Below are 26,536 nucleotides of genomic sequence, written 5' to 3' on the forward strand. Positions count from 1 at the left end.
CCCTTCCCTGCGTCATGTTCCGTGCCAGATCCATGAGCAGACCAGATGACGAACAGATCCGGAGACCCCGCATGAAACTCCCGCGCCTCGTTCTCGCAGCGATGCTGGCCGGTGCGCTGGCCGCCTGCGGCGCGCCCTCGCCCGGCCAGGGTCCGCGCCCCGCGGCCGCGCAGACCGCCGAGATCGACCAGTCCCGCCAGCTTCTGCAGGAGCTGCGCGCCAAGAACATGTTGGTCGAAGGCGACAAGATCAACGACTACATGGACGCCGTGACAGCGCGCATCGACGCCCAGCGCGGCGACGGCAAGTCCAGGCTGAAGACCTTCATCATCAAGGACGCCGACGCCAACGCCTTCACCTCGGGCGCCGGCTATGTGTTCTTCAACGCCGGGATGCTGGCGGCGCTGGAGAACGAGGCCCAGTTCGCCATGGTGCTGGCCCATGAGATCGCGCATGAGGACCTCGGCCACGTCTCCGCCGGCATGGCCAAGCGCCAGCAGGTCGGCATCGCCAGCGCCGTGGCCAGCATCGGCGGCGCCCTGCTGGGCGTGCCGGGCGACATCACCAACCTGGTGGTCGGAACCGCCGGCCAAGCCTATTACGCCGACTTCTCGCGGGATCAGGAGACGGCGGCGGACCGGCTCGGCATGCGCTATCTCGCCAAGGCCGGCTATAACGGGGCCGAGGGCGCAAAGTCCTTCGCGGTGCTCAAGAAGATGTATGGCGATAATGCCAGCATTTTCGCCGGCCACCCGACGAGCTCGTCGCGCCAGGCCGACATGCAGCGGCTGGCGCGGGAGGAAGGCGCGACCGAGGGCCGGGTCGCGGCCAGCGCCTATCTCGGCAAGACCAACCCGCTGCGCAAGCGCGTGGTGAACGCGCTGGAGCAGGCCGGCAAGGACGGGCCGCTGTTGTCCCAGATGCGCGCCAACCTGCGCGCCGCCCGCTGAACCGGAGCCGGCGCGGGCGCGCCCCGCGCCCGCCGCTTCCGAAACGCAACGCGCCGCCCTCCGGCCGGAGGGCGGCGCGTTCATGTCCGGTCCCCCCGGCGCGTTGCGCGCTCGGGCGGCGGGCGGTCCGGCCTCAGCTGTTGACCAGCGCCATGAAGATCAGGGTGGCGATGCTGAGCACCGAGCCGATGGTGATCACGCGCAGGAAGCCCTCGAAGGTCTTCTCCTGCTCCTTGATGTCCATCTTGCCGGGCTCGAAATGCGGGGCGTCGTGATTGTCGGCCATCCGGGCTCTCCCTTCGCGCCGGGGCTCTCCCGGGCGCCTGAGTTCGATCTGTTCGGTCTCGAATAGCCTCGCCCGGCGCGCCGGATCAAGGCGGAAATCGTCGCGGAAGCGGGCTCAGCCCGCCAGCCGCCACCACAGCGCGCCGTCCGAGCGCAGCTCGTTCGTCACCTCGCCCAGCTTCAGCATGTGGTTGAGATGCCCGTAGGTCTCGTTCAGGGCGAGGCCGAAGACCGTCTCCTCGATCTCCCGCCCGAAGATGGGGACGAAGCATTGCACGGCCGTGCGCGGCGCGGTGAGATGCTTGCGCAGGCGGGCGATGGCCCCGTGATGGTTGTTGATGAGCTGCTCGAACCGGGTCGGCAGGCCGGTGAAGGCCGCCTTGTGGCCGGGAATCGCCAGGTGGTCCTCCCGCGCGAAGCCCAGCAGGCGTTGGCAGCTTTCCAGCCATTCGCCCACCGGGTCGGCCTCGGGCTCGGTCGGGTGGACCCCGAGATTGGAGCTGATGCCCGGAATCGCCTGGTCCCCCACGATCACCAGGTGGTCGTCCTTCGACCAGAACGTCGCGTGTTCCGGCGCGTGGCCGTTGCCCATGCGCACATGCCAGCGGCGGCCGCCCATCACGACCTCGTCGCCTTCCGCGATCCGGGTGTAGCCCAGCGGCAGGCGATAGGTGGCGTTGGAGAAGTTCATGGGCTCCTTCGCCGCGAAACGGTCCACCATGTCCGAGGCCATGCCGCCCCGCACCCAATGCGCGATCTGCTCCGGCGGGTGCTTGTCGTGGTGGTCGAGCTGCAGCATCCGCGTCATCAGGTAGGCGGTGCGGGTGGTCCAGAACTCGGCGTCGTCCTCGCGCATGAAGCGGCCGACCAGCCCGATATGGTCCGGGTGGTGATGGGTGCCGATCACCCGCCGGACCGGCTTGCCGGCCAGAGGCCCGGCGCGCAGTTTCGCCCAGTCGTCGAGGCACTGGCGATGGCGCAGCCCGGTGTCGATCACCGTCCAGCCGTCGCCGTCGTCCAGCACGCAGACATTCACATGGGCCAGCCGGTTGGGCATGCCGATGCGGGCCCACAGCACGCCCTCCGCGATTTCCACCGCGGCGCCGTTCTCGGGCGCCTCGATGGGAAAGCGGACGCCGGTCTTCGCCGCTCCGGCGCCGCCCCCGGCCATCAGGCCAGGGCCTCGGCGTCGAGCGCGTAGATGTCGGCGGCGCCCTCCGTGGCGGCCTCGGCGAGCCCGGCGACCAGCACCAGCTCCCGCCCGAAATAGTAGCGCGCCAGCCCCGCCCGGCGCGCCGCCTCGGGCCCTTCGACCCCGGCCCCGCGCAGCAGATAGGCCCCGCCCAGCAGCAGCGCCCAGGCCCGCAGGTAGTCGACGGCGCCGGCCGCCCGGTCATTGGGCTCGGCGGCCAGCATCCAGTCGGTGGCGGCCTCCAGCGCGTCGGCGGCGATGGCCAGCTGTTCGCCCAGCGGCGCGAGATCGCCCGAGGCGCCGGCGCCGGCGGCCCGGATCTCCTCCATCAGCGCCCTGGCGGCGGCCCCGCCATCGCCCAGCTTGCGGCCGATCAGGTCCATCGCCTGCACGCCGTTGGTGCCCTCGTAGATCGCCGTGACCCGGACGTCGCGGGAATACTGCGCGGCGCCGGCTTCCTCGATGAAGCCCATGCCGCCATGCACCTGCACGCCGAGATAGGCGACTTCGTTGCCCACATCGGTGCCGAAGGCCTTGGCGATCGGCGTCAGGAAGGCGCCGCGGGCCTTCCAGGCCTTGCCCTCCGCCCCGTCCGCCGCCTTGGCCATGTCCAGCGACAGCGCCGTATCCAGGCAGATCGCCCGCGCCGCATCGGTCAGGGAGCGCATGCGCAGCAGCATCCGGCGCACATCCGCGTGCCCGATGATGGTCTTGGAGCCGTCCGCGGTCTTGCCCTGCACCCGCTCCATCGCATAGCCGAGCGCCTTCTGGCAGGCCGCCTCGGCGATCCCCAGCCCTTCGACGCCGACGCCGAGCCGAGCATTGTTCATCATGGTGAACATCGCCGCCATGCCGCCGGCCTCCGGCCCGACTATCCAGCCGGTCGCGCCCTCGAAGCTCATCACCGCGGTCGGCGAGCCGTGCAGGCCCATCTTGTGCTCCAGGCTCACCACCTTCAGCGCATTGGCGACGCCGGGCGCCCCGGACTCGTCCGGGATGAACTTGGGCACCAGGAACAGCGACAGGCCGCGCGTGCCGGGGGCCGCGTCGGGCAGGCGGGCCAGCACCAGGTGGCAGACATTCTCCGCGATGTCGTGATCGCCCCAGGAGATGTAGATCTTCTGGCCCGAAACCGCGTAGGTCCCGTCGCCGTTCGGCTTGGCCTGCGAGGCCAGCGCGCCGACATCCGAACCCGCCTGCGGCTCAGTCAGGTTCATGGTGCCGGTCCACTCGCCGGAGATCAGCTTGGGCAGATACAGCGCCTTGATCTCGTCCGAGGCATGGGCCTCCAGCGCCTCGATCTGCCCCTGGGACAGCAGCGGGCACAGCGACAGGCCCAGATTGGCCGAGGCGAACATCTCCCCCACCGCGGTTCCCAGCGTCAGCGGCAGGCCCATGCCGCCATGTTCGGTCCCGGCCGCGAGCCCGACCCAGCCGCCCTCGGCGATCTGGCGATAGGCGTCGGCGAAGCCGGGCGAGGCGCGCACCACGCCGTTCTCCAGCCGCGCCGGGGTCAGGTCGCCGTTGCGGTTGGTCGGCGCCAGCACGGAGGAGGCGAGCTTGCCGGCCTCGTCGAGGATGGCCGCGCGGGTCTCCTCGGTGGCGTCGGCGAACAGCTCGGTCTCGGCCAGCCGGTTCGCCCCGATGATATGGTCGAGGCAGAAGGCGAGATCGCGGATCGGGGCCTGGTAGGACATGGTCGCATCGCTCCCTTGGCCGGGGGCGGGCGGGGACGCGGGACGCCCCAAGCCGCCCAGCTACGGCTGAATGGCCGCCCTCGGGGGGGAGCGGAAACGCTGCGCGCGCGCCGCCGCCCGTCGGGCGCGTTTTGGCCGGAAGCTAGGGCTCGGAAGGGGGCCTGTCCAGCGGTGGCGCGGCCGCAGGCGGACGTCGACGTCAACCGGGGCCGGGTCGGGCGCCGCATGGGCCCGCACGGCGCGGCCCGGCGCAGCGCCATCCCGGCCGCGCGGACGCCCGCGCCGGATCGAGGGGCGAAAGGCGGCTCGCGGGTCGCGACAGGCTCGGCGCCGAGCCTGTCGCGACGCGGGAAAGGGCGGCGGGTCATGCGCGCAGGCGCCGCTCCGGCATGTCGAAACCCCGCCCCGCGCCCGCTCCCGCGTCCCCCCGTGTCAGGCCCCTGCGTCCGGCCGCGCGCGTCTCGGGGCTTGCGGCGAGGGCGGCGACGCGGGATCAGGGGGGGAAAGGCGGCCGCGCGCCATGCGCGCCGCCCGAGCAGCGGAGAGGCGGATGACCGCGACCCCCACCGCAGGACACGAGGCGAAGCCAACCGCCCGGCTCGCCCCCGATGGCCCCGGCCTGGCCGAGGCCGCGCGCCTGCTGCGCGAGGGGGGGCTGGTCGCCTTCCCGACCGAGACGGTCTACGGCCTCGGCGGCCGCGCCGACCGCGGGCCCTCCGCGGCGGCGATCTACGCGGCCAAGGGGCGGCCCTCGTTCAATCCGTTGATCGTGCATGTCGCGGACCTCGCGGCCGCCGAGGCGCTGGCCGAGTTCCCCGCCCCCGCCCGCGCCCTCGCCGCCCGTTTCTGGCCCGGTCCCCTGACGCTGGTCCTGCCCCGCCGCGCCGACGCGGGCCTCGCGCCCGAAGTCGCCGCGGGCCTGCCCAGCGTGGCCATCCGCGTCCCCGCCCACCCGCTCGCCCGCGCATTGCTGGAGGCCGCCGGCGTTCCCGTCGCCGCCCCCTCCGCCAACCCCTCGGGCAAGGTCAGCCCGACCACCGCCGACCACGTGGCCGAGGGCCTGACGGGCCGCATCGACGCCATCCTCGACGGCGGCCCCTGCCCGGTGGGGGTGGAAAGCACCATCCTCGCCTTCGATCCGGACGGAACCCCCCGCCTGCTGCGCCCCGGCGGCCTGTCCGTCGAGGCGATCGAGGCGGCCTGCGGCGCCCGGGTCGCGGGGGTCGGGGAGGGCGGGCGGGAGACCCGCGCGAGCCGGGCGGCGCAGGCCGCCGGGCCGGATGCCGGGCCGTCCCCCGAGATCGCCCGCCCGAGCCTCGCCGCCCCGATCCTGGCCCCCCCGATCCTGGCTCCGGGCATGCTCGCCTCCCACTACGCCCCCGCTGCGGCGCTGCGCCTGAACGCTCCCGCCCCCGCCCCGGGCGAGGGCTGGCTGGGCTTCGGCCCCGACCCGGCGGAGGCCGCAACGGCCCGCCACGCGCTCAACCTCTCCCCCTCCGGCGACCTGACCGAGGCCGCCGCGGCCCTCTTCGCCCATCTGCGCGCGCTCGACGCCCGCATGGGCGGCGCCGGAACCATCGCCGTCGCCCCGCTCCCCGAAGCGGGCCTCGGCCTCGCCATCAACGACCGGCTGGCCCGCGCCGCCGCCCCAAGGGACCTGCCCGATGACCGCTGACGCCCTCAACGCCCCGACCCCCGCATTCCTCGCCGCCCTGCGCGACCGCCTCGGCCCCCAGGGCCTGCGCGAGGGCGACGCCGCCGCCCCCTACCTGCGCGAACCCCGCGACACGTCGCAGGGCCAGGCCGCGCTGGTGGTCCGCCCCGGCTCGGTCGAGGAGGTCTCCCACATCGTGCGCGCCTGCGCGGAGGCCCGCGTGGCGCTGGTGCCCTACAGCGGCGGCACCGGGCTGGTCGGCGGCCAGGTGCGGCCCGAGGGCCCGCCCTGCGTGCTCATCTCGGTCGAGCGGCTGAACAGGGTCCGCGCCCTGCATCCCGACGACGACGCGATGATCTGCGAGGCCGGCGTGATCCTCGCCGACGCGCAGGCGGCCGCGGCCTCGGTCGACCGGCTGTTCCCGCTCTCCATCGCCTCCGAGGGCACGGCGCGGATCGGCGGCGTGCTGGGGACCAATGCCGGCGGGGTCAACGTGCTGCGCTACGGCATGACCCGCGACCTCTGCCTGGGGCTGGAGGCGGTGCTGCCCGACGGCTCGGTGTTCAACGGGCTCAAGCGGCTGCGCAAGGACAATACCGGCTACGACCTGCGCCACCTGCTGATCGGGGCCGAGGGCTCGCTGGGCGTCATCACCGCCGCCGCCCTGCGCCTGCACCCCCGCCCCGCCGAGATCTCCGCCGCCTTCGTCGCCGTCCCCTCCCCCGCCGCGGCGCTGGAACTGCTGCACCTGCTGCGCGGGCGGGTGGGCGAACAGGTCTCGGCCTTCGAGCTGATGCAGGGCTCGGGCATCCGCTTCTGCCTGGACGAGATCCCCGGCGCCCGCTGCCCGCTGGACCCGGTTCCCGAATGGTCGGCGCTGGTGGAGGTCGGCGGCGGCGCGGGCTCGGGCGCCGCGGAGGCGCTGGAAGCCGCGCTGGAGGAGGCCTTCGAGAAGGGTCTCGCGCTCGACGGCGCGCTGGCCCAGTCCGAGCAGCAGCGCGCCGATTTCTGGCGCCTGCGCGAGACCATCCCCGAGGCCAACCGCAAGATCGGCTCCATCGCCTCGCATGACATCTCGGCCCCGCTGTCGGAGGTCGCGTCCTTCGTCACCGCCGCTTCCGAGCGGCTGCTGCGCGAGGCGCCGGACATCCGCATCAACGCCTTCGGGCATCTGGGCGACGGCAACCTGCACTACAACCTGTTCCCCGCGAAGGGCCGCAAGCGCGAGGACTACGCCAACATCAAGCCCGTGCTGACCCGGATCGTGCATGACCTGATCGACGCGCATGGCGGCTCGATCAGCGCCGAGCACGGGATCGGCCGGTTCAAGACCGCGGATCTCGTCCACTACGGCGACCCGGCGAAACTGGCGGCGATGCGGGCGATCAAGGACGCGCTGGACCCGGCGGGGATCATGAATCCGGGCGCCGTGCTGGGCTGAGGCGCGGAAGCGCGGCGCGGCCCGGCGCGGACAGAGAAAGGGGGCCGGGCGTTTCACGCCTCGGCCCCTGAATGCATCGGACCCTCCGCGCCCCGGACGAGCCTTGGGGGCGCTTTCGGATCGCGTCGGGTCGGGGAGGTCCCAGGTTCCCGCGTCCCGCGTGGCGCAGCCGCCTTGCGGCCGGCGCCGGTTTGGTCGTCACGGTCGTCGCCCGGGGTCCCATCCGCCGCGCGTCGCCGATCTTCGTCTGGTTCCGGCTCGGCCTTTGGACCTTCCGGTTCGTCGGCTCCCGGCGGATCGGTCCACACTCCGCTCCGCCCGGATCCCCTTGTCAGGGCGCCGCCCCCGGCGCCCGTCCACGCGGCTCGACACACGCCGCCGCTCAACTCGATCCGCTCACTCAACGCCGGTTCACTCGATACGCGGTCACGCACACGACACGCCCACACAGGCTCCACACACGCGATACGCACAGGCTCAGGCTCTTCGCAGCGCCCCCGCATCCGCCGAAGCGCCGATGCCTCACACTCCACGCCACGCTTCGTTCCGACCGTCCGGCACATGGGCCGCTCGACGCATCAACCGGCCAACTCCCACGCAATGCTCGCTCGAACCCACGGGCCACCTACGCCGACCCGACGCCTACGCCACGCTCACGCTCCTCCGGACGACGCCCCCGGCGCCCGGCTGTCCCGTGGCCTCCGCACCGCGGCCCCGGGTCGTTCCGCGGGATCCCGAACACCGGTCCCGCGCCGTGGAAGAAGCCGGCCCCGCCGGCCAAACGCCACTCACCCCTTACGCTCCAACGCTGCCGCGAACGCACGAAGCGGCTTCTTCCCTACACGCCCCGGAGGCGGCGTTTCCGGTCCCACCCGGGTCCGGCCGTCGCCCTCGCTGGCAGGGAGGTGATAGCGTGCGGAGCGTCTACGGGGAGTAAATTCCCAATGGAATCAGGGCTAAGCCGGAGTTACGAAGCAAGGCTGACAAATCCTTTCGCCTCCCTCCGCCCACACCCAAATGCGCCCCCCGAACGCAAAGAGGCGACGCCGTTCCCGGCGCCGCCTCTTCGCGTCATCCGCGCAGGTCGCGTCAGCGCAGGTTGGGCGCGTCGCCGCCGCCCGGGCGGGTCATCTGGAACAGCTCGCGCACCACGGCGTAATCCTTGTAGCCGCAGCGCGCGACCGGGTGGAACTTCTCCAGGTCGAAGATGCCGTCGGTCAGCAGCGACTCGTCGATATGCGTCGCCACCACCGAGCCGAGGATCACCGCGTTGTCGGTATCCTCGCTCGCCTTGGGCAGCGACACCTCTTTCCACAACCGGCATTCCAGCGTGGCGGGGGCGGCGGCGACCCGGGCGCAGTCGATCTCCACGCAATCGGCCTTTTCCAGCCCGGCCAGCGCGAACTCGTCCTCCTCGTGGCCATAGCCGCCGGAGGTCAGGTTCATCGCGTCCTTCAGCTCCCAGCTCACGATGTTGACGGCGAAGACGCCGGTCTCGCGGATGTTGCTCAGGCTGTCCTTGACCTCCGGCCCGCGCCCGATCTTGCGGCCGGTGACCGAGAACATGATCATCGGCGGGCTGTCCGCCACCCCGTTGAAGAAGGAATAGGGCGCGAGATTGTCCCGGCCGGCGGCGTCGCGGCTGGAGATCCAGCCGATCGGGCGCGGCGCCACGATCGCCTTGAACGGGTTGTGCTTCAGTCCGTGCCCGTCCTGGGTGCGGTAGTGCATGCGGAGCCCTCCATGGTCCTGTTCCCACCGCTTCTAGACGAAACCGGCGGGACCATGCTACGGGCCGAAGCCGTCGCCCTCCCCCGCAGCGTGGAAAAGGACCGTCCATGTTCCGGCTCATGCGCGAGCGCCCGCAGGACGAACCGGAGGTGGAGTGGCTCTACGACACCTGCTTCGCGCCGGGGCGCACGGCGCTCAGCTCCTACCGATTGCGCGAGGGCGTGGACCCGGTGGCGGAGCTTTGCCTGATGGCCCGCGACGAGTTCGACGCGGTGGTGGCCGCGATCCGCTACTGGCCGGTGCGGGTGGGCGAGGCGGGGACGCCGGCGCTGCTGCTGGGGCCGGTGGCGGTGCACCACACGCGGCAGGGCGAGGGGCTGGCCGCGACGCTGATCGGCACGACGCTGGAGACCGCCGCCGAACTCGGCTGGACCCGCGTGGCCCTGGTGGGGGACGAGCCCTATTACCGCCGTTTCGGCTTCACCCGTGCGTTGGGCGAGGGGCTGGTGATGCCGCCCCCGACCAACCCGGCCCGCGTGCTGGGGCGGGAGCTCGCCCCCGGCGGCTGGGACGGGGTGTCGGGCGAGGTGCGCGGCTGGACGGAATAGGGGCGGCGGGCCTTCGCCGCGCCTCCTGACCGGCGCCGTGCCGGGGCCTGCCCCCTTTGAACCTGATCGGCCGGCCGCCCGTATGCCTGCGTCCCCGGACACATGCGCCCCCCTGCGCGCGCGGGCCCCGCGCCCTGGCCGTCCCGCGACGGCTCAGCGGCCCTCGCGCCGCCAGGCCAGCACGGCGAGCCCGGCCGAAAGCAGCAGCATCAGCCAGCCCGGCGCCAGCGGGGTCAGCGCTATGTCGCGCACCGAATAGGCGTCGGCCCGCGCCAGGCCGATCCAGCCGCGCCCCGCCGCAGCCCGCCCCGGGCGCACCCGGCGCAGGTCCGGCATGCCGTCCGCCACCCGCAGCACCCCGCCCCGCGTCGCCTCCGACAACCCCGCCAGCAGCGCGCCGGTCGACACCGGGTTCTCGAATTCCTTCGGCGCCGGCGGGCCGACCGCGGCCACCCCCTCCAGCACCCCGTCCGTCAGGGTCCACAGCCCGGTCTCTCCGGCCTCGAAGGCCGCGCGCCACAGGCCGGGGCCGGCGGGCTCGAACATCGTCTCGATGGTCTCGCCCGAGGGCGACACCGCGGTCAGCCGCCCGGGCTCGGTGGCGACGGAGCGGCGCGTGACCTCGACCGCGGCCCCCGCGACCTCGGCGGTCAGGGCCTCCTCCTCCAGCTCCGGCTCCTTCATCAGCCAATGCGCGAGCCGGCGCAGAAGCTCGGCCTGCGGCCCGCCGCCCTCGAAGCCGCGGGTCCACAGCCAGGCATGGTCCGAGGCCAGCGCCGCCACGCGCCCCTCGCCCACCCGGTCGAGGATCAGCAGCGGCGCGCCGGCCCCGTTCATCACCGTCTGGCCGGAGGTCGGCTCCATCTCGATCACCCGGAACCAGCGGCCCCAGTTCGGCGCCGCCCCCGCCGGGGCCGCGTCGCCCACCGGCGCCGGGCCCTCATGCGTCAGGCCCGCGGTGACCGGGTGGCGCTGGCCCATCTCGGTGATCTCGGGGCGGAAACCTTCCTCGATGATCCGGGCGGTCGGGCGGCCCGGCAGGATGTCGCGCAGGGGCGTGCGGTAAAGGCTCTCGACCCCCGCGAAGGCCGGACCGGAGGCGATCAGCACCGCGCCGCCCTCCCGCACATAGCGGCCCACATTCTCGATATAGGCGTTGGGCAGCACGCCGCGGCGGCGATAGCGGTCGAAGATGATCAGGTCGAACTCGTCCACCTTGTCCATGAACAGCTCACGCGTCGGGAAGCTGATCAGCGACAGCTCGAACACCGGCACGCCGTCCTGCTTGGTCGGCGGACGCAGAATGGTGAAATGCACGAGATCCACCGAGGGGTCGGCCTTCAGCAGGTTGCGCCAGGTCCGCTCCCCGGGATGCGGCTCGCCGGAGACCAGCAGCACCCGCAGCCGGTCGCGCACGCCGTTGACGGTGAACACGGCGGCGTTGTTGCGGTCGGTCAGCTCGCCCTCGCGCATCGGCACGGACAGCGAAACCACGTTGGCCCCGCCATGCTCGATCTTCATGCGCAGGCGGGCGGAGCGGCCGACCGGAACCTCCGGCGCCGCGACCAGCTTGCCGTCGACCCGCATCTCCAGCCGGGCGGAGCGGGTGGCGGTTTCCGGCGCATCGCCCAGCGCCTCGATGCGGAAGGCGATCTCGACCTCCTCGCCGACGATGCCGAAGGCGGGCGCGGCCTCCAGCGCCAGCCGGCGGTCCCATTCGCCCTCCCGCCCCGTCACCAGCACATGCACGGGGGCGGGGAAGCTCTCCAGCGCCTCGGCGTCATGGGCCTGGCCATCGGTGATCAGGACCGCGCCGGCGAGCCGGTCGGGCGCGACCTCGGCCGCCGCGCTCTCCAGCGCCTCCAGCAGCCGGGTGCCGCGGTCGGCGTCCGAGACGCCGCCGGAATGCGGGGCGACGCGGGCGTAGCGGACTTCCAGCGGCGCGTCCGGATCGGCCGCGAGCGTGTCGAGCGCGGCGCGCAGCTCATCCTCCGCGCCCTGCGTCTGGGCGGCGCGGCCGTCGATGGCGTTGGAGGCCGAGGCGTCGGTCACCACGATGGCCACGTCGGGCAGCGGATCGCGCAGCTCCTGCCGCAGGCTGGGATTGGCCAGCGCCGTCAGCAGCGCCAGCGCCGCCAGCGCCCGCAAGGCCCAGCCGGGCGCGCCCCGCCACAGGCACAGGACCACCGCGGCCAGGGACAACGCGGCCAGCGCGGCCAGCGCCTCCATCGGCAGGAGGGGGGCGAAATCCAGCTCGGCGTTCATGCGCGGGCTCCGGCGCCAGGACGTTCAGGGGGGCGAGGGGGCGCGTCGAAAGTCAATTTCCAAGCCGCTCCAGCAGCGCGGGGACATGGACCTGATCCGACTTGTAGGAGCCGGTCAGCACATACATCACCAGGTTCACGCCGAAGCGGAACGCCATCTCCCGCTGACGGCCGCCATCGCGCCCGACGGGGGAGAGAAAGTCGCCGCGGTCGTTCACCGCCCAGGCCGAGGCCCAGTCCGCCCCGCCGATCACCACCGGCGACACCCCGTCGTTGAGATGGCGGAACGGGGTCTCTCCCGCCGGCTGCTCGGCCGGGTCGGGGGTCGCTTCCAGCCACAGCTCCGAGCCGCGCCAGCGTCCCGGGAAATCCTGCAGCAGGTAGAAGGTCCGGGTCAGCACATGGTCCGAGGGCGCGGGCTCCAGCGGCGGCAGGTCGAGCTGGGCGGCGAGCCGGCGCAGCGCCCGCCCCTCCGGCGTGCCGGAGCCGGGCCCGGCGGCGAGGTTCGCGTCCCGCGTGTCGAAGACGATCATGCCCCCGGTCCGGGTGAAGGCGTTGAGCCGGGCGTAGGCCGCATCCGAAGGCGTCGGCATGTCGGCGGAGACCGGCCAGTAGAGCATCGGGTAGAAGGCCAGTTCGTCCTCCTCCAGGTTCACGCCGATGGGCTCGGCGGGCTCCACCGCGGTACGGGCGGCGAGCACGCGCGACAGGCCGGCCAGCCCGGCGGCGGAGATCCGGTCGACCTCCGCATCCCCGGTCATCACATAGGCCAGAACCGTGTCCCGCGTGGCGGCGAGCGCCAGCGCGTCGGCGGCGGGGTCGGGCGCGGCTTCGGTCCCCTGCGCATGGGCCGGCGCGACGCCGGCGAGCGGCCCGACCAGCCCCGCGCCAAGCGCCAGCGCGACCACCGCGCCCGCCGCCCGCGGGCGCAGGCGCGCGCCGCGCAGCCGGCCGGAGACCGCCAGCGCCGCCACCGCGTCCAGCGCCAGCAGGATCAGCGCCAGCGCCAGCAGCGGCCCTTGCAGGTCACGCTCCTCGGCCCGGGTCATCCGCTCCACCCGCGTCCCCGCGGGGGGCGGCGGCGCGGGGACGAGCGTGGTCTCGGCCGAGGCGAGGTTCACCGCCACCGCCCGGTCCCCCGAGACATAGACGCCCGGCGGCGCGTCCGGCCCCGGCCGCCCCTCGGCCAGCCGCGCGCCCAGCACGCCGCGCAGGCGCCCCGGATCGCCGGGCCGTCCATAGCCGTCCAGCACCATCTCCGGCGTCCAGGTCGCGCCCTCCAGCGCCTCCAGCGTCGCGTGGGATCCGGCGGAGGCGGCCAGGGCCAGCCGCTCCAGCATCTGCACGAACAGGCCCGACAGCGGCAGCGTCGACCATTCCGCGTTGGCGGTGACGTGGAAGAACACCACGCGCCCCAGCTCCCGGTCCGCCGCGGTCACCAGCGGCGTGCCGTCGGCGAGCGTGGCCAGCGTGCGGGCGGCGAGGTCCGGGCCCGGCTGGGCCAGCACCTGCCGGCCGACGGTCACGTCCGCGGGCACGTCGAGCCCGTCGAAGACGCCCTCGGGCGGGAAGGGGCGCACGGCCTGCGGGGCCTCCCAGCTCATGGCGCCGCCGACCGCCCGTCCGCCGGCGCGCAGGCGCACGGGCATCAGCGGGTCCTCGCCGGTCCGGCCCTCGCGCAGGGCTTCGGTCTCGGCCCGCGCGGTGCGCGGACCGGCGAAGCGCACCAGCAGGCCGCCGGCCTCCATCCACGCGGTCAGCGCGGCGCGGTCGGTGTCGTTGATCACGCCCAGATCGGCGAGCACGATGGCGTCCGGCCCGCTGTCGATCAGGGCGGCCAGGTCGCCCTCCACCACCTCCGCCGTCGGCTCCAGCGCCTTGCGCAGGAAATGCAGCTGCGAGGTCAGGGGGCGGGATCCCGAGTCGTCCTCGCCCGAAATCAGCCCCACCCGCTTGCGCCGCACCGCATCGTCGGCCAGCGCCACGCCCCCGGCGGAGCCGCCGGTGAGGATGGCGATGCGTTCCACCTGGTTGCGCAGTTCCAGCGGCAGGTCGAAGACCAGCGTCGCGTCGTTCTCGCCCTCCTCGAGGCGCGCTTCGGCGAGACCCAGCCGACGCTCGCCCCCCTGCGGTCCGCGGCCGATGGCGGCGGCGGAGACCGGGCGCGGCCCCTCGGCGGCGTCGGCGCGGATGACGGCGGCGACCAGCGCGCCGTCCTCCAGCACCGGCGGGCGCAGGCCCAGCGCCAGGCGGTCCGGGCCGATCATGGTCAGGGGGCCGGCGGCGGACAGCGCGGCGGCGAGGTCGGCGCCGTCCTCCGCGCCGGGATGGGCGAGGCCGTCGGTCAGCCACAGGGTCTCGAACCCGCCGAGATCGTCGGAAAGCGCCGCCGCGGTCTCGGCGAAGCCGGCGCGGTCGGGGGCCCAGGCGGCGGGGGCCATCGTCTCCACCGCGCCGCGCCAGTCGCCGGCGGGGCGGGGATCGGGGCGGGCGCCCGGCGCGCGCGGCGCGGCGAGGTTCACGACGATGGCGGCGCGGTCCGCGCGCTCGGCCTGTTCCAGCGCCTCCAGCGCGCGGGCGCGACGCGCCTCCCAGTCGGGGGCCGAACCCCAGCCGCCGTCCATCACCACCACCAGCGGCCCGCGCCCGGCGAGATCCGCCGTGGGGTTCTGCACCGGATGGGCGAAGGCGAGGATCGCCGCGGCGATGGCCGCCAGCCGCAGCAGCAGCAGCCACCAGGGCGTGCGCTCGGGCATCCGCTCGGGGTCCTGCAGGCCCAGCAGCAGGCGCACGCCGGGAAAGCGGATCCGGCGCGGCGCGGGCGGGGTCGCGCGCAGCAGCCACCACAGCGCCGGCAGGGCCGCCAGCGCCGCCAGCAGCCACGGGTTGAGAAAGGCGATGGCCCCGAAACTCAGCACGGCGCCCGCCCCCGCATCCGGAGACGGCGGCGAGGATCGCGGAGAAGAGGCGCGCGGCGGGTCAAATCACAGGTCTCCGATAGCGCCGTAGAGCCAGAGCAGCGCCTTGCGCGGGCTCTCGTCGGTGCGGTGGATCAGGCAGCGCCAGCCGCAGCGGCGGGCGGTGTCCATCAGGTCGGCGCGACGTTCGGCGAGACGCTTCAGGTAGGCTTCGCGCAGCCCGCGGGCGCGGTGGGTCTCGAAGCTGACGCCGCCGCCCAGGCTCTCCAGCACCAGCCGGCCGTCGAAGGGAAAGCTTTCCTCCGCCGGATCGACGATCTGCACATAGGCGCCGGAGACGCCCCGTTCCGCGGCATGGATCAGGGCGGGAAACACTTCCTCCCGCGGGCCCATGAAGTCGGACAGGAACACCGCCTTGCCGCCGGAAACGAGCGCGGTGCGCGGCGGCGCGCCGAAATCGGGCCGGTCCTCGACCTCGCGCGCCAGCTCGATCGCCATGCGCATCAGCTGCGGGGCGCCGGTGGAGGGCCGCGCGGCCTGGGTGCCGAGCAGGCTGGTCCGCTCCCCCCCCCGCGTCAGCAGCACGCCCAGCGCCAGCGCCAGCAGGCGCGCGCGCTCGGCCTTGGTGCGGGGCGCGAGGTCGGAACGGTAGTCCATGCTCTGCGCCGGATCGACCCAGAGCGTCACGGTCTGGGCGGCCTCCCATTCCATCTCCCGGATGTAATACTGGTCCGTCCGGCCCGAGCGGCGCCAGTCGATGGCGGTGGCCGGGTCGCCGGGCATGGCCTGGCGATACTGCCAGAACGTCTCCCCGGGGCCGGAGCGCCGGCGCCCGTGGACGCCCGGCACGGTCGAGGCCGCCAGCCGTTCCGCCGCCGCCAGCAACGGCGGCAGCGCGCCCGAGACCTGCTCGGCGTCGCGTCGCAGCCAGGCGGGGCTGCGGCGGTGCGTTGCGGTCCCGGCGGCGCCGCTCACGCGGCGGCCTCTCGGGGGCCGTCGAGCGCGCGGGCGACGAGGCCGTCGATCACCGCCTCGATGGTCTGGCCCTCGGCCTTGGCGGAGAAGGTCAGCGCCATGCGGTGCTTGAGCGCCGGGCGGGCCAGCGCCGCCACATCGGCCACCGAGGGCGCCAGCCGCTGTTCCAGCAGCGCCTTGGCGCGCACCGCCATCATCAGCGCCTGCGCGGCGCGCGGGCCGGGGCCCCAGGCGACGGCGGCCTCGACCTCTTCCGTCGCCTCGCCTTCGCCGGGACGGGCGGAGCGGACGAGGGCCAGGATCGCCTCCACCACGCTTTCGCCCACCGGCATCCGGCGCACGAGGCGCTGGGCCTGCAGCAGCGAATCCGCATCGAAGACCGGGGTCGCGGCGGCGTCGTCCAGCCCGGTGGTGGCCATCAGGATGGCGCGTTCGGCGTCCAGCGTCGGGTAATCCACGTCCACCTGCAGCAGGAACCGGTCGAGCTGCGCCTCGGGCAGCGGATAGGTGCCCTCCTGCTCGATCGGGTTCTGGGTGGCGAGCACGTGGAAGGGACGGGGCAGCGGGCGATTCGCGCCGGCGACCGTGACCTCCTTCTCCTGCATCGCCTGCAGCAGGGCGGACTGGGTGCGCGGCGAGGCGCGGTTGATCTCGTCCGCCATCAGCAGCTGGCAGAAGATCGGCCCCTGGATGAAGCGGAAGGCGCGGCCGCCGCCCGCGGCTTCCTCCAGCACCTCGGCCCCGAGAATGTCGGCGGGCATCAGGTCGGGGGTGAACTGGATGCGGTTCGCGCCCAGTCCCATCACGCCGCCCAGCGTCTCCACCAACCGGGTCTTGGCGAGGCCGGGGGCGCCGACCAGCAGCGCATGGCCGCCCGACAGAAGGGCGTTGAGCGTCAGGTCGACGACGGTCTCCTGCCCGATCACCCGTCGCGCCACCTGCGCGCGGGCCTCGCCAAGGCGTTCGCCAAGGCGCTCGATCTCGGCCACAAGGTCGTCGGTTGCTTCGCTCATCAGGTCTCTCCGGCAGGCGCGGGGCCGAGGCGCCGAGGCGCGGGGCGGGCGCGGGTCTAGGTCCGGTCGGGTCGCGCTGATCTTGGACGGCGCGCGACCCGGTCTTTGAAAACAGTAGGGCGGGCGACTAGCTTCTCCAAGAGCGTCGCTGTCGCTGCGACTGCGAAATGGAGGAAACCATGGCCCCCGCCGATCAACAGGTCGCGAGCCCGGCCCCTGCGCCCGATGCGGAGGGACTGGCCCAGTCCATCAAGCAGGCCGGCAAGCGAAAACGCGGTCCGGCCCCGGTTCACCTGTGGAACCCGCCCTTCTGCGGCGATCTCGACATGCGAATCGCCCGGGACGGGAGCTGGTGGTATATGGGCACGCCCATCGGCAGACTCGCGTTGGTGAAACTTTTCGCCTCGGTGATCCGGAAGGACGGGGACGATTACTTTCTCGTGACCCCGGTGGAGAAGGTCGGCATCACCGTCGATGACGCGCCGTTCGTGGCCGTGGACTTCCGGGTGACCGACCCGGGCGGCCCCGAGCAGGCGCTGACCTTCGTCACCTCTCTCGACGACGAGGCCGAGGCCGGCCCCGAGCACCCGATCCGCGTCGCCCGCGACCCGGAGACCGGCGAGCCCTCGCCCTATGTCCTGATGCGCACCAACCTGGAGGCGCTGATCGACCGCAAGAGCTTCTATCGCCTGATCGAGGTCTGCGAGCACCGGGAGATCGAGGGAACCCGATGGTTCGGGGTCCGGTCGCGCGGGGAGTTCTTCCCGATCATCCCTTCGGCCGAGCTGCCGGAGGACTGACGCCCCTCCGCCCGTCTCGCCCCGACCACACGCGCCCCGCCCGAACCTATCCGACCCGAACCTATCCGAAAGGATGGGGGCGGGGCGCGAAAGGGCCCGGCCGCGATCCGGCCGCGCGCTCGCTGACCCATGCAATCGCGGGTAAACACTTCCTTGCCAAGCCGACGGAGCCAGCCGCTCCTTCCCGACGCCCGTTGCAAGGAGATCGCCATGACCCGCCCCTCCCCGACCGACGCCCGGATCGACGCCGCCGAGGCCCGCCGCGCCGACGCCGCTTCCGACGCCGACGCTCTGCCGACCCTGCATGCCGAGGTGCTGGAACGGCTCGCGCTCGCGGTGTCGGCCCGGCTGCGCGGGCGCCTGATGGCGGCGGAGACCCGGATCGCGCGGGCCGCGACCGACGACGAGCGGTTCATGGCCGAGGACGCGGCGCAGGAGCTGGAATGGCTGCTCGGGCGCATCGACATGCATGTGGCCATCGCCCGCGACCGGCGCGGGCAAATGGTGGAGATCGATCCCGCCCTGCATGACGTGCTGACCGCGCGCGGCAAGCTCGCGGCCTTTCCCGCGCCCCTGACCGCCTTCGTCGAGCCGCCGCATCCCGCCGTCGCCTGCGCCTGACCCGGAAGGGCGCGGCGCCCGGCCGTCATGCCCCGCGCCCGACAGCCTCCCGCCGGGCTCCGCACGCCGCCGCACGCCCGCGTCATGCCTGCGCGCAGGATTGAAAGACAGTCCTCCCTCCTTATCATCTTCTTGCCCCGCCGCCCGAGTTGCGCCACTTGATGGACATGACCGACGCGCTCTCGTCCCCTTCCGTCGCCCCTGCCGGCGACGCGCCTTCGCCCTTCGCCGCCATCGACGCGGACATGGTCCGCGAAGCCGTGCGCCGCGGCCGGGGTGGGGCGAGCTCGGACTTCGACCTGCTGCCCGGCGGCCGCGCGTCCTTTCCGCCCGCCGGCGCTCCGCTTCGCCAGGCGGGCGTGCTCTGCCCTCTGGTCGACCGCGGCGACGGCTTGCGCGTGATCCTCACCCGCCGCGCCGACCACCTGCGCCAGCATGCCGGCCAGGTCGCCTTTCCCGGCGGCCGCGTGGACCCGACCGACCCGTCGCTGCTGCACGCCGCCCTGCGCGAGGCGGATGAGGAGATCGGCCTCGCCGCCCACCAGGTCGACATCTTCGGCGCCATCGACGGGCACGAGACGGGCACCGGCTACGCCATCACGCCCTTCGTGGGCCTCGTCACGCCCGATTTCGCGCCGCGCTCCGACCCGTCCGAGGTGGCCGAGGTGTTCGAGCCGCCGCTGGCCTTCCTGATGGACCCGGCCAATCGCCGGACCGAATCCCGATACTTCCAGGGCCGCGACCGCCGCTACTACGCCATGCCGTGGGAGGGGCGGTATATCTGGGGCGCCACGGCGCGGATGCTGGTGGGCCTGTCGGACCGGCTGGCGGACCTGCTGGACGAAGCCGGTCTCGGCGGCGGCCTGCGCGATCTCCGGGACGGCGCGCGTCCGCCCCACGGTCCCGGCTGAGCCGGCCGGCTCGCTCATGCACCCGGAGCGCCCGCGCGCTCCGCTCTTCCCCAACACACCCCGTCCGGAAAGGACTTCATGACCGTCGCGGCCGATCATCCCGACGCCGAGCCGAACGCCTCCCCCGACCCTGCGGATCGCCGCGGCGGCACGGAGGACGGACCCCGCGCCTCCGCGCGGAAGCTCGACGCGACATGGCTTCAGGACGAGGCCGCGCTGGAGATCTGCGCGGCGCTGGAGGCGGACGGCGCCCGGCTGCTGTTCGTCGGCGGCTGCGTGCGCAACGAGCTGCTGGGCCTGCCGGTCCGCGATCTCGACCTCGCCACCGACGCGGACCCCGGGCGGGTGCAGCGCCTGCTCGACGCCGCCGGCATCCGCCATGTGCCCACCGGCGTCGAACACGGCACCGTCACCGCCGTCCTGCGCAACCGCGGCTTCGAGATCACCACCTTCCGCCGCGACGTGACCACCGACGGCCGCCACGCCGAAGTCGCCTTCGGGGCCAGCCTGGAGGAGGACGCGGCCCGGCGCGACTTCACCATGAACGCGCTCTACGCCGCCCCCGACGGAACCCTGCTGGACCCGGTGGGCGAGGGGCTGGACGACCTCGCCGCCCGCCGCGTGCGCTTCATCGGCAACCCCGGCGCCCGCATCGCCGAGGACCGGCTGCGCATCCTGCGCTTCTTCCGCTTTCACGCGCTTTACGGCGATCCGTGGCGGGGCATCGACGCCGACGGGCTCGCCGCCTGCGCCGCCGCCGCCGAGGGGATCGAGACCCTGGCGCGTGAGCGCATCGGCGCCGAGATGCGCAAGCTGCTGGAGGCCGAGGACCCGAGCCCCGCGCTCTGCGCCATGGAGGCGTCGGGCGTGCTGGCGCGGGTGCTGCCGGGGGCCGACGCGGCCTCGGTGGCGCCGCTGGTGGCGATGGAGGCGCGGCTGGCGCCCCTGCCCGACTGGAAACGCCGGCTGACCGTGATGGGCGTGACCCCCGAGGCCGCGCTGGGCGCCCTGCGCCTGAGCCGGGCCGAACTGCGGGCCCTGCGCGCCATCCGCGCGGCGCTGGAAGAGGACGCCCCCGCCGCCCGCGCCGCCTATCGCCACGGGGCCGAGGCCGCCCGCGACGCCGCCCTGCTGCGCGCCGCCGCCACCGGCGCGCCGCCGTCCCGCACGCTTCAGCGCGACATCGCCCGGGGCGCGACGGCCAGCTTCCCGGTCGGGGCCCAGGACCTGATCAAGCGCGGCATGAAGCCGGGCCCCGCGCTCGGCCGCAGGCTGGCGGAGCTGGAGGACAGCTGGGTCGCCTCCGACTTCGCCCTGTCCCGCGGAGCCTTGCTGGACGGCTGACCCGGCGTCCCTCCTCCGCCACGCCCGCCCGGCCCGGGGAGGCAGGCACGGGAGGCGGCCCGGTCACGCCGTCCGGTTATGGGCGCCGTCACAAGCCTTGATTTGACCTCGCGGCGCGCCCCGCGCATCTTCCGCACAAAGTCAGCACTGCTGACGCAATATCCTTGCGGAAGCGCCCGGCGAAACAGGCGCGTCGCGGGAAGAAACCACGGGAGGCCGCCCGATGTCGCTGGAGATATTCGCCGGAATAACGCCCGAGACCCTGGGCGCCGTGGCCGCCATGGCCTTCGCCGGCACCTGGTCGCCGGGGCCCAACAACGCCATGCTCTCGGCCTCGGGCGCGCGGTTCGGGCTGCGGGCCACCCTGCCCCATGCCCGCGGCGTGGCGCTGGGGTTCCCGGCCATGGTCTTCGCCGTGGCGCTGGGGCTGGGCGAGGCGTTCCGGCATTCCGAGCTGCTGCGCGAGACCCTGCGCTGGGGCGGCGCGGCGCTGCTGTGCTGGCTGGCCTGGCGCACCGCCACGGCCCCCGCGCCCGGCCAGGGCGGCGGGCGGGCGCGGCCCTTCACCTTCCTGGAGGCGGCGGGGTTCCAGTGGATCAACCCCAAGGCCTGGATCATGGCGCTGGCGATGATCTCGCAATTCGCCGACGGGGCGCAGCCGGTGCGCGACGCGGCGGTGATCGCGGCGGTCTACACGGTGTCGGGGATGACGTCGGCCCATGCCTGGGCGGGGTTCGGCGCGGCCATGGGGCGTTTTCTCGGGACAGGCTGGCGGCTGCGGGCGTTCAACATGTCCATGGCGGCGCTGATGATGCTGGGCGTGCTGGCCCTGCTGACCGAGGATCTGGGCGGGGTCTGAGCCGCCCTCATCCTACGCCCCCTCTCACCCCACGGCGTCGAGCGCCGCGACCCGCGCCGCCTCCGCCCGCCACCAGTCCAGCCCGGAGAGCCGGCGGCGCAGGGCGGTGTCGGTGGCGGCGGGGGCGTTCCGGATGTAGCGCACGGCCTCGTCGCGCGACGGGCCTTCGAGCCCGATCAGCCAGGCCTCGGCCGCCGCATGGTCGAAGGGGCGCCCGGCGATCTCGGCGAAGTTGGCGGGCAGTTCGGTCCAGACCGCGCCCGCGGCCCCGACCGCCGCGCACCAGGCCGCCGCCGCCGGCGCGATTTTCCCGACGACCACCGAGCCATCGCGGCTCCACGCGCCGACATGCGCCTCCAGCGCCCGTTCCCGCCGCGCGAGATCGGCCCGCGCTTCCGCCACCGTGGCGCGGCGCGAGGCGATGGCGTGGGAGGGGCACGGCGTCCCATGATCGGGGTCCACGCAGACCACCAGCCCCATCAGCCGCTTGGGCGAGATCCGCGAGAATTCCAGCGGAAAGGCCGGCCCGGCGCCCATGGCCCAGGGCCCCTCCACATGGGGCGCCAGGTCGTCGAGATCCCAGATCAGCGAGCCGTAGCCGAGGATCGCGATGCGGTCGCGGAAAGGCTGGATCATGGGCGGGGCCGTGCGCTTCGAATGCGGTCCTGAATGGAGACCTGATCCGCTCTCCACCGGATCAGGCATCCGCCTGGCGCAAGCGCCACGACCTCGCGAAACGGCAACGCTCCGCCATGTGGAGCGAGATGCGCCGCGACGCCAGCCGGATCGGCCATCATGGCGTTCGAGTGGCAATGGATAAGAAGAATGCCCCCCGGCGCATATGGCTTGGCGCTCTTCGCATTCGCCGCGCGGATGATGTCCTCAGCCATGGCGGCCTCCCATTCGTCTCCAACCACGCCATCCACGAAGCGCCCGCCGGCTTCGCCGATCAGCGCGGTGGCCGCTCCGGTTCGCCGCGATGCGTTGATCTCGGCGACATCCGCCGTGGTCCCGGCAATGGTTACTTCAAGCGCGTCGTCGCGCTCGCTCTGGCGCAGGATGAAATCCGGCTGCCCGCGTCCTTCTCCGCGATCCGCTCTGATGATCAAGTCGCCTCGGGCGATCACCGGATCAGCCGCGTCCTGTCGGCGGACCAGTTCGCGAACCGACCACCATTCGCGCCATATCCTGGGCGTGGAGGGACTCAGCCCAGGATGGTTCCGCTTCAACCACATGTCGAGCTTCGGCAGGTCCGTCGGAACCCGCAGCGCATCGAACTCCGGTTCGCTCATTCCGCCGCCGCGGGCGCCGCCACGCGCACCCGGCAGGCCGCGAACTTGAACTCGGGAATCTTGCCATAGGGGTCGAGCGCCGGGTTGGTCAGCAGGTTGGCCGCGGCCTCGACGAAGGCGAATGGGATGAAGGCCATGTCCTCGGCCACCGCCCGGTCGGACCGGGCCGAGAGGCGAATGGCGCCTCGGCGGGTCTCCACCTCCATCAGGTCGCCGGGCCAGGCGCCGAGCTTCTTCAGGGTCTGGGGATGGAGGGCCACCGTCGCCTCGGGCTCCAGCGCGTCGAGGGTCGAGGCGCGGCGGGTCATGGCGCCGGTGTGCCAGTGCTCCAGCATCCGGCCGGTGGTCAGGATCATCGGGAACGCGTCGTCCGGAACCTCCGCCGGCGGGGTCACGCGGGCGGGGGCGAAACGGGCGCGGCCCGACGGACGGGGGAAGCCGTCGCCGAACACCACCGCGGCGCCGGGGTCCTGCGGCCCCGTGGTCGGATAGGTCACGGCGCCCTGCGCCTCCAGCCGGTCCCAGGTGATGTGATCGAGCGACGGCATGCCGGCCGCCATCTCGGCGTAGACCTCGGAGGGATGCGCGTAGGTCCAGCCGAGGCCGAGCCGGTTGGCGAGATCGCGGGTGATCTCCCAGTCCGGCCGCGCATCGCCCGGGGGCGCCACGGCGGGGCGGCCCATCTGCACGGTGCGGTTGGTGTTGGTCACCGTGCCGGTCTTTTCCGGCCAGGCCGCGGCGGGAAGGATGACGTCGGCGAACATGGCGGTCTCGGTCAGGAACACGTCCTGCACCACGAGATGTTCGAGCCGCGCCAGCGCCTCCCGCGCATGGGCCGCGTCGGGGTCGGACATGGCGGGGTTTTCGCCCAGCACATACATGCCCTTGATCCGACGGGCATGGGCGGCGTCGATGATCTCCACCACCGTCAGGCCGGGTTCCGGGGAAATTTCCGTCCCGCCCCAGAGGGACGAGAACAGCTCGCGCGCCTCGCCGGATGTCACCGACTGGTAATCCGGCAGCACCATCGGGATCAGCCCGGCGTCGGAGGCGCCCTGCACGTTGTTCTGACCGCGCAGCGGATGCAGCCCGGTTCCGGGCCGCCCGACATGCCCGCAAAGCAGCGCCAGCGCGATCAGGCAGCGCGAGTTGTCGGTGCCGTGGATGTGCTGGGAGACGCCCATGCCCCAGAAGATCATGCCGGCCCTGGCGGCGGCGAAGGCGCGGGCGACCTCGCGCAGGGTCTCAGGGTCGACGCCGCAAAGGGGCGCCATCTTTTCAGGCGTGAAATCGCGGATGTGGTCGGCGAATTCGGCGAAGTTCTCGGTGAACCCCTCGATATACTGGCGATCGTGGAGGTTTTCCTCGACGACCACGCACATCAACGCGTTGAGCAACGCCACGTCCGTGCCGGGGCGGAACTGGAGCATCCGCCACGCATGCCGCTTCAGGCCCTGGCCGCGCGGGTCCATGACCACCAGCTTGCCGCCGCGCTTGACGAACTGCTTGAAGTAGGTGGCGGCGACGGGGTGGTTCTCGGTCGGGTTGGCGCCGATGACGATGGCGATGTCGGCGTGCTCGATCTCGTTGAAGCTGGCGGTCACCGCGCCCGAGCCCACGTTCTCCATCAACGCCGCCACGGAGGAGGCGTGGCAGAGCCGGGTGCAGTGGTCGAGGTTGTTATGGCCGAAGCCCTGCCGGATCAGCTTCTGGAAAAGGTAGGCCTCTTCGTTCGAGCATTTGGCCGAACCGAAGCCGGAGACGGCGGCCCCGCCGTGCCGGTCGCGCAGGACGGCGAGGCCGCCCGCCGCGCGGTCCAGGGCCTCGTCCCACGACGCCTCGCGGAAATGGGTCCAGGGGTCGGCGGGGTCGACGTTCAGGCCCTTGGGCGGCGCGTCCTCGCGCCGGATCAGGGGGCGGGTCAGCCGGTGGGGATGGGCGATGTAGTCGAAGCCGAAGCGGCCCTTCACGCAGAGGCGGGATTCGTTGGCCGGACCCGGAGCGCCGTCCACCCAGGCGATTTTCCCGTCCTTCAGGCGGTAGTCGATCTGGCAGCCGACCCCGCAATAGGGGCAGACGGAGCGCACGGTTTCGTCGGTGTCGGCGCTGTCGCCATGGCCGGCGGCGTCCACGGCGGTGGCCGGCATCAGCGCGCCGGTGGGACAGGCCTGCACGCATTCCCCGCAGGCGACGCAGGTAGAGGCGCCCATCGGGTCGTTGAAATCGAACACGATCTCCGCCTCGGCCCCGCGGCCGGCCATGCCGATGACGTCGTTGACCTGGACCTCCCGGCAGGCCCGGACGCAGAGCGTGCAGTGGATGCAGGCGTCCAGATCCACCCGCATCGCGACATGGGACGCGTCGGGGGCCGGGCGGTCGGCCGCGGGGCGGGCCGGGAAGCGCGAGGCGCCGACGCCCGCCAGATCCGCCATGGCGCGCAGGTGGGAGGACCGGTCCGGCGCCGCCTCCGCCGCCGGCTGGTCGGCCATCAGCAGCTCCAGCACCATGGCGCGGGCCTTCTCGGCGCGGGGCGAGGCGGCGCGGACCGTCATGCCCTCGGCCGGCGCGCGGCGGCAGGAGGGGGCGAGGGTGCGTTCACCCTCGATCTCCACCATGCAGGCGCGGCAATTGCCGTCGGGGCGATGGCCGGGGGCCTCGGTCAGGCACAGATGCGGCAGGCGGCGCCCGAGGCGGAGCGAGACGTCCCACAGGGTCTCGCCGGGATGGGCCTCGACCTCATCGCCATCGAAGGTGAAGCGGATCCGCTCGTCCATGCCCTGCCCTTTCGCCCGTCTCTCCGCGCCCGGCGACGCTCGCGAACCGTGGAGACGGAAGCGGGGGCGGCCGGGGGTTTCGCGCAGCATAGCGCGGGGCGGCGGCGGGGTCTTGGTCGGATCGCGACCCTTCGGGGACAGGATGAGGCGAGGCGAGGCGCGCCCGGAGGGCGCGGCCCGCCATGCGGCCGGCCGGCGGGGCGGGCCGGGCCCCTTGCGCGCTGCGGCGCAACATAATGCTAAGGCAAGGATACTTTATAATGGACTAAGTAACGAAAGCTTATTTTGATCGTATCCAATTTCGAAAAACGTTTCGCCTCCCTTAAAATTGCCCGCGGGCGTGAATTGATTTAGATCAAGGCTCTCTCCGGCTGTCGGGCTACGTTGCACCGCATCAACGATCACGCCCCGACAACAGTAGTTATATAAAACTCAGGCAGGACGCTCAATGCAGTTACAGGCCTTCCTCCCCTTCCGCCTTGCGCGGCTGGCCGCCAAGACCACCGCCGCGGTGGCGCAGATCTATGGCGAGAAGTTCGGCCTCTCACGGGACGAATGGCGCGTGCTCGCCGCGACCGGCGAGGCCGAGAACCAGCCCACCCGCGCCATCGCGGAGCAGACCGGCCTGGACAAGGTGGCGATCAGCCGGGCCGCCTCCAGCCTGGAGGACCGCGCCCTGATCCAGCGTTGGGAAGACCGGCGCGACCGACGCATCAAGATGGTCCGCCTGACCCGCGAAGGCGCCCGCGTGCTGACCGAGATCGAACGCCTGGCCCAGGCCCGCGAGGCCTACCTGCTCGACGGTCTGACCGAGGCCGAGCGCGAGGTGCTCGAAACCGCCATCGTCAAGCTGAGCGAACGCGCCGAGATCCTCGCCGACCCCAACCACGCGGACCGCTGTCGCCCCGATTGCGATGGCGAATGCCTCACCGAGCCCGACCTCGACCCCGACGCCGCCCTGGCGGAAAGCCGTGCCGAAGTCCGGATCGAGGACCGCATCGCCGTGCAGCAGGACGCCGAAACCGGCGAGCCGATGGCCGCGAAAGAGATCTCCGGCACGGTCGGCGCGCGCGGCGGGGCCGGTCAGAACTCCAACAATCCCATAGGGTTGCGCGGAGGCGCCGACACGCCTCGCTACCGTCGCTCCGCCGTCCACTAGGGACGCGTCGCGGGGCGTCCCGATGCGTCGGGACGGACGACCGCGCGC

Annotated in this window: 21 protein-coding genes; 10 read left to right on the top strand and 11 right to left on the bottom strand. The window is 73.1% G+C overall.

The features are described 5' to 3' along the window. Window positions 1–71 precede the first annotated feature (71 nt). Window positions 72–950, top strand: coding sequence for a M48 family metallopeptidase (locus tag BLV24_RS06900; protein ID WP_176954663.1), 879 nt, complete (start codon window positions 72–74; stop codon window positions 948–950). A gap of 133 nt (window positions 951–1,083) precedes the next feature. On the opposite strand, the gene BLV24_RS06905 is transcribed toward BLV24_RS06900, so the two are convergent. The 3 genes from BLV24_RS06905 to BLV24_RS06915 all read right to left on the bottom strand — a co-directional run bounded on the left by BLV24_RS06905 (window position 1,084) and on the right by BLV24_RS06915 (window position 4,124). Further along, complete coding sequence (locus BLV24_RS06905) at window positions 1,084–1,236, bottom strand: aa3-type cytochrome c oxidase subunit IV (RefSeq protein WP_092680447.1); 153 nt, start codon at window positions 1,234–1,236, stop codon at window positions 1,084–1,086. A gap of 114 nt (window positions 1,237–1,350) precedes the next feature. Beyond that, a complete protein-coding gene (locus tag BLV24_RS06910; protein ID WP_092680448.1) occupies window positions 1,351–2,406 on the bottom strand; it encodes an MBL fold metallo-hydrolase in 1,056 nt (351 codons plus the stop codon). Beyond that, window positions 2,406–4,124 carry an acyl-CoA dehydrogenase gene (locus BLV24_RS06915; protein WP_092680449.1) on the bottom strand — a complete coding sequence of 573 codons (1,719 nt, stop codon included), beginning with the start codon at window positions 4,122–4,124 and terminating at the stop codon, window positions 2,406–2,408. Before BLV24_RS06915 ends, BLV24_RS06910 begins: the two co-directional genes overlap by 1 nt. 550 nt (window positions 4,125–4,674) lie before the next feature. Here BLV24_RS06915 and BLV24_RS06920 point away from each other — a divergent pair. Further along, window positions 4,675–5,799 (top strand): L-threonylcarbamoyladenylate synthase, encoded by a 1,125-nt coding sequence (locus tag BLV24_RS06920; protein ID WP_092680450.1) that lies wholly within the window; start codon window positions 4,675–4,677, stop codon window positions 5,797–5,799. Next, window positions 5,789–7,219 carry an FAD-binding oxidoreductase gene (locus tag BLV24_RS06925; RefSeq protein WP_092680451.1) on the top strand — a complete coding sequence of 477 codons (1,431 nt, stop codon included), beginning with the start codon at window positions 5,789–5,791 and terminating at the stop codon, window positions 7,217–7,219. Before BLV24_RS06920 ends, BLV24_RS06925 begins: the two co-directional genes overlap by 11 nt. 1,089 nt (window positions 7,220–8,308) lie before the next feature. Here the strand turns inward: BLV24_RS06925 and BLV24_RS06930 are convergent. Beyond that, window positions 8,309–8,950, bottom strand: coding sequence for a flavin reductase family protein (locus tag BLV24_RS06930; RefSeq protein ID WP_092680452.1), 642 nt, complete (start codon window positions 8,948–8,950; stop codon window positions 8,309–8,311). Between the two features lie 107 nt (window positions 8,951–9,057). Between BLV24_RS06930 and BLV24_RS06935 the strand changes: the two genes are divergently transcribed. Then, window positions 9,058–9,558, top strand: a complete 501-nt coding sequence (locus tag BLV24_RS06935) for a GNAT family N-acetyltransferase (protein ID WP_092680453.1) — start codon at window positions 9,058–9,060, stop codon at window positions 9,556–9,558. 153 nt (window positions 9,559–9,711) lie between these two features. On the opposite strand, the gene BLV24_RS21930 is transcribed toward BLV24_RS06935, so the two are convergent. The 4 genes from BLV24_RS21930 to BLV24_RS06955 all read right to left on the bottom strand — a co-directional run bounded on the left by BLV24_RS21930 (window position 9,712) and on the right by BLV24_RS06955 (window position 16,728). Further along, complete coding sequence (locus BLV24_RS21930; RefSeq protein ID WP_092680454.1) at window positions 9,712–11,823, bottom strand: hypothetical protein; 2,112 nt, start codon at window positions 11,821–11,823, stop codon at window positions 9,712–9,714. A gap of 52 nt (window positions 11,824–11,875) precedes the next feature. Continuing rightward, complete coding sequence (locus tag BLV24_RS06945) at window positions 11,876–14,740, bottom strand: DUF4159 domain-containing protein (protein ID WP_092680455.1); 2,865 nt, start codon at window positions 14,738–14,740, stop codon at window positions 11,876–11,878. Between the two features lie 66 nt (window positions 14,741–14,806). Then, a complete protein-coding gene (locus BLV24_RS06950; RefSeq protein WP_092680456.1) occupies window positions 14,807–15,715 on the bottom strand; it encodes a DUF58 domain-containing protein in 909 nt (302 codons plus the stop codon). Continuing rightward, a complete protein-coding gene (locus BLV24_RS06955; protein ID WP_092680457.1) occupies window positions 15,712–16,728 on the bottom strand; it encodes an AAA family ATPase in 1,017 nt (338 codons plus the stop codon). Before BLV24_RS06955 ends, BLV24_RS06950 begins: the two co-directional genes overlap by 4 nt. Before the next feature lie 179 nt (window positions 16,729–16,907). Here BLV24_RS06955 and BLV24_RS06960 point away from each other — a divergent pair, with 179 nt between their 5' ends. The 5 genes from BLV24_RS06960 (at window position 16,908) to BLV24_RS06980 (ending at window position 21,263) form a co-directional block, all read left to right on the top strand. Then, window positions 16,908–17,528, top strand: coding sequence for a DUF1285 domain-containing protein (locus BLV24_RS06960; protein WP_245710441.1), 621 nt, complete (start codon window positions 16,908–16,910; stop codon window positions 17,526–17,528). Between the two features lie 210 nt (window positions 17,529–17,738). Then, on the top strand, window positions 17,739–18,149 hold the full coding sequence (locus BLV24_RS06965; RefSeq protein ID WP_092680459.1) for a hypothetical protein: 411 nt from the start codon (window positions 17,739–17,741) through the stop codon (window positions 18,147–18,149). A gap of 167 nt (window positions 18,150–18,316) precedes the next feature. Next, complete coding sequence (locus tag BLV24_RS06970) at window positions 18,317–19,060, top strand: CoA pyrophosphatase (RefSeq protein ID WP_092680956.1); 744 nt, start codon at window positions 18,317–18,319, stop codon at window positions 19,058–19,060. A 78-nt stretch (window positions 19,061–19,138) separates the two neighbouring features. Next, the gene (locus BLV24_RS06975) at window positions 19,139–20,404 is read left to right on the top strand and encodes a CCA tRNA nucleotidyltransferase (protein ID WP_092680460.1); all 1,266 of its coding nucleotides are present in this window, start codon (window positions 19,139–19,141) and stop codon (window positions 20,402–20,404) included. A 223-nt stretch (window positions 20,405–20,627) separates the two neighbouring features. Beyond that, a complete protein-coding gene (locus BLV24_RS06980; RefSeq protein WP_092680461.1) occupies window positions 20,628–21,263 on the top strand; it encodes a LysE family translocator in 636 nt (211 codons plus the stop codon). Between the two features lie 24 nt (window positions 21,264–21,287). On the opposite strand, the gene BLV24_RS06985 is transcribed toward BLV24_RS06980, so the two are convergent. The 3 genes from BLV24_RS06985 to fdhF are packed head-to-tail and all read right to left on the bottom strand — an operon-like array spanning window position 21,288 to window position 25,329. Next, window positions 21,288–21,899 (bottom strand): hypothetical protein, encoded by a 612-nt coding sequence (locus tag BLV24_RS06985; protein WP_092680462.1) that lies wholly within the window; start codon window positions 21,897–21,899, stop codon window positions 21,288–21,290. Further along, a complete protein-coding gene (locus tag BLV24_RS06990; RefSeq protein ID WP_092680463.1) occupies window positions 21,896–22,555 on the bottom strand; it encodes a hypothetical protein in 660 nt (219 codons plus the stop codon). Before BLV24_RS06990 ends, BLV24_RS06985 begins: the two co-directional genes overlap by 4 nt. Beyond that, a complete protein-coding gene (gene fdhF, locus BLV24_RS06995; protein ID WP_092680464.1) occupies window positions 22,552–25,329 on the bottom strand; it encodes a formate dehydrogenase subunit alpha in 2,778 nt (925 codons plus the stop codon). Before fdhF ends, BLV24_RS06990 begins: the two co-directional genes overlap by 4 nt. A gap of 448 nt (window positions 25,330–25,777) precedes the next feature. Between fdhF and BLV24_RS07000 the strand changes: the two genes are divergently transcribed. Next, window positions 25,778–26,488: a MarR family winged helix-turn-helix transcriptional regulator gene (locus BLV24_RS07000; protein WP_092680465.1), complete on the top strand. Its 711-nt coding sequence runs from the start codon at window positions 25,778–25,780 to the stop codon at window positions 26,486–26,488. Window positions 26,489–26,536: the final 48 nt, after the last annotated feature.

Source organism: Albimonas donghaensis (assembly GCF_900106695.1).
In the GTDB taxonomy this organism is placed as follows: Bacteria; Pseudomonadota; Alphaproteobacteria; order Rhodobacterales; family Rhodobacteraceae; genus Albimonas; species Albimonas donghaensis.

Bases quoted from the DNA above. Each gene is read 5' to 3' on its own strand.
- BLV24_RS06900 (WP_176954663.1), top strand. From the start codon at position 72: ATGAAACTCCCGCGCCTCGTTCTCGCAGCGATGCTGGCCGGTGCGCTG.
- BLV24_RS06905 (WP_092680447.1), bottom strand. From the start codon at position 1,236: ATGGCCGACAATCACGACGCCCCGCATTTCGAGCCCGGCAAGATGGAC.
- BLV24_RS06910 (WP_092680448.1), bottom strand. From the start codon at position 2,406: ATGGCCGGGGGCGGCGCCGGAGCGGCGAAGACCGGCGTCCGCTTTCCC.
- BLV24_RS06915 (WP_092680449.1), bottom strand. From the start codon at position 4,124: ATGTCCTACCAGGCCCCGATCCGCGATCTCGCCTTCTGCCTCGACCAT.
- BLV24_RS06920 (WP_092680450.1), top strand. From the start codon at position 4,675: ATGACCGCGACCCCCACCGCAGGACACGAGGCGAAGCCAACCGCCCGG.
- BLV24_RS06925 (WP_092680451.1), top strand. From the start codon at position 5,789: ATGACCGCTGACGCCCTCAACGCCCCGACCCCCGCATTCCTCGCCGCC.
- BLV24_RS06930 (WP_092680452.1), bottom strand. From the start codon at position 8,950: ATGCACTACCGCACCCAGGACGGGCACGGACTGAAGCACAACCCGTTC.
- BLV24_RS06935 (WP_092680453.1), top strand. From the start codon at position 9,058: ATGTTCCGGCTCATGCGCGAGCGCCCGCAGGACGAACCGGAGGTGGAG.
- BLV24_RS21930 (WP_092680454.1), bottom strand. From the start codon at position 11,823: ATGAACGCCGAGCTGGATTTCGCCCCCCTCCTGCCGATGGAGGCGCTG.
- BLV24_RS06955 (WP_092680457.1), bottom strand. From the start codon at position 16,728: ATGAGCGAAGCAACCGACGACCTTGTGGCCGAGATCGAGCGCCTTGGC.
- BLV24_RS06960 (WP_245710441.1), top strand. From the start codon at position 16,908: ATGGCCCCCGCCGATCAACAGGTCGCGAGCCCGGCCCCTGCGCCCGAT.
- BLV24_RS06965 (WP_092680459.1), top strand. From the start codon at position 17,739: ATGACCCGCCCCTCCCCGACCGACGCCCGGATCGACGCCGCCGAGGCC.
- BLV24_RS06970 (WP_092680956.1), top strand. From the start codon at position 18,317: ATGACCGACGCGCTCTCGTCCCCTTCCGTCGCCCCTGCCGGCGACGCG.
- BLV24_RS06975 (WP_092680460.1), top strand. From the start codon at position 19,139: ATGACCGTCGCGGCCGATCATCCCGACGCCGAGCCGAACGCCTCCCCC.
- BLV24_RS06980 (WP_092680461.1), top strand. From the start codon at position 20,628: ATGTCGCTGGAGATATTCGCCGGAATAACGCCCGAGACCCTGGGCGCC.
- BLV24_RS06985 (WP_092680462.1), bottom strand. From the start codon at position 21,899: ATGATCCAGCCTTTCCGCGACCGCATCGCGATCCTCGGCTACGGCTCG.
- BLV24_RS06990 (WP_092680463.1), bottom strand. From the start codon at position 22,555: ATGAGCGAACCGGAGTTCGATGCGCTGCGGGTTCCGACGGACCTGCCG.
- fdhF (WP_092680464.1), bottom strand. From the start codon at position 25,329: ATGGACGAGCGGATCCGCTTCACCTTCGATGGCGATGAGGTCGAGGCC.
- BLV24_RS07000 (WP_092680465.1), top strand. From the start codon at position 25,778: ATGCAGTTACAGGCCTTCCTCCCCTTCCGCCTTGCGCGGCTGGCCGCC.